At 72.7% G+C, this 2,148-nt stretch carries 2 protein-coding genes; both read left to right on the top strand.

Annotated elements, in window-relative coordinates; translation table 11 throughout:
* Positions 1-1,441: GAF domain-containing sensor histidine kinase (locus tag ACFFNX_RS48315; RefSeq protein ID WP_378213173.1), on the top strand; the 1,441-nt coding region annotated here is incomplete at its 5' end.
* A gap of 290 nt (positions 1,442-1,731) precedes the next feature.
* The coding region (locus ACFFNX_RS48310; RefSeq protein ID WP_378213171.1) for a hypothetical protein at positions 1,732-2,148 on the top strand (417 nt) is incomplete at its 3' end.

Raw genomic sequence — 2,148 nt, 5'->3', positions numbered from 1 at the left:
CACCGCCGCGGCGCGGGCCATGGCGCGTGACGGCCAGGGGCTGCCGCAGCTCGCCTCGCTGCGGGAACGAAGCACGGGCTTCGAGGCCGCCCAGGAGAACGCGGCCACCGCCTCCGAGCGGCACGCCGCCGACGCGGCGCGAAGGACCACGGCCTTCGCGACGGTCTGCGCGGTCGCGGCGCTGCTGCTCGTCTTCATGGTCGCCTTCCTCCAGAAAATGATCATCCGCCCGATCCGGAACGCCGCCGCCCTCGCCGGTTCCCTCGCCGACGAGCAGCGCGCGCTGCGGCGCGTCGCGACGCTCGTCGCGTGCGGGGTCTCGCCCTCCGAGGTGTTCGACGCCGTGGCCGCCGAACTCGGCCACGTCCTGAAGGTGGACCACACGTCGATCGTCCGCTTCGAGCCCGATGAGATGGCGCAGGTCGTCGGTCACTGGAGCGACGCGCGCGTGCCCGACGTCATGCCGCCCATGGGCGGGCGCTGGCCGATCGAGGACGGCACCGTCACGGCCGTGACGCGCAGCACCGAACGTCCGGCGCGGATGAACGACTATCAGCGCGCCACCAGCGCGATCGGCATCTGGGCGCGCGAGGCGGGGATCCGCTGTGTGGTGGGTTGCCCGGTGAAGGTCGAGGGACGCGTCTGGGGTGCGATGTTCATCCACTCGCGGGAAGAGGAGCCGCCGCCGGGGGTGACCGAGGCGCGCATGCGGGAGTTCACCGAACTCGTCGGCACCGCGATCGCGGGCGCCCAGAGCCGCAGCGACCTTCTCGCGTCGCGGGCCCGCGTGGTCGCCGCCGCCGACGAGAGCCGTCGCCGCATCGAACGCGACCTGCACGACGGAGCCCAGCAGCGGCTCGTCACCCTCGCGCTCCGGCTCCGCACGCTCGAGACCACCGTCGCCCCCGGCCAGGTACGGCTCAGACAGCAGATGGCCGGCCTCGTCGACGATCTGTCCGGCGTCCTGGACGACCTGCAGGACGTCTCGCGCGGCATCGTCCCGCCGATCCTCGGCCGGAGCGGCCTCGGTCCCGCGCTGCGCTCCCTCGCCCGGCGCTCACCCGTCGGCGTGCGGCTCACCATGGGCTTCGCCGGACGCCTGCCCGAACGCGTCGAGGTCGCCGTCTACTACTTCGTCGCCGAAACGCTCACGAACGTCGCCAAACACGCGCGGGCCTCCGAGGCACAGGTCGACCTGGCCCTGGAGGACCGGACCGTACGGGTGTCGGTCCACGACGACGGCCGCGGCGGAGCCGACCTCACCCGGGGGTCCGGCCTCGTCGGTCTGAAGGACCGGGTCGAGGCGCTCGGCGGGAGCATTGAGATCATCAGTTCGCCCGGCAAGGGCACGTCCATCCTCGCCGGTATCCCGGTGGAGCCCGCCGGAGGCGGCGCCGAAGACCCGGACCGGCCGGTGCGAGACGCGGGCGCGAGGACGTGAAGACCTCGCAAAGAAAGGCACTGACCTGCTCTAACGAGAATCACCCGGGTAGAGTCGATACAAAAGACACCGCGACCTGCGGTCGGCCGCGCCCCAGCACCTCGGCCCTCGGCCCTCAGAGAAGAGGACCTTGGCCGATGGACGGCAGTTCTTGAGGGGCGGGCCTTAGGGGCAGGTTCCAGGCGGCCCTCGTTCCCTCCGCGGCCTGGAGGCCACGACTCGGCGGCTTCCGCGCCCCGACACCGTCGCCGGGTATCGCTGATTCTTGGGTCGCGCAGGGGGGAGATGGCATGAAGTGCGGAAGTCAGATCGCCGTCGCCGTCGTCGGGGGCTATGTCCTGGGGCGGAGCCGAAAGACCCGGATGGCGTTGCTCCTGGCGCTCGCGGCGGCGGGGGGCGGCAAGCTTCCCGTCGGGCCTGAGGACCTGCTGCGCAAGACGCCGCTGGGCGGGCAGATCGACAAGCTCACCGGAGATCTGCGCAGCCAGCTCGTCGACGCCGGCGTGTCGGTCGCGAAGAAGGCGGCGAGCGGCCGCATCGACTCGCTGAGCGATCGGCTGCAGGAGCGCGCGGAGACGATGCGGTCGGGCACCCGGAGACGCGAGGAGCCCGCCGAAGAGGAAGAGGAGGCGCCGGAGCGCGCCCGGCCACGGCGCGAGCGCGGGGAGCCCTCCCGGCGCAGGCGCGAGGAGCAGGGCCGCCGCGAG

The organism is Actinoallomurus acaciae (assembly GCF_042429965.1).
GTDB classification, from domain to species: Bacteria; Actinomycetota; Actinomycetes; order Streptosporangiales; family Streptosporangiaceae; genus Actinoallomurus; species Actinoallomurus acaciae.
This window is presented reverse-complemented; position numbering and strand designations above follow the sequence as displayed.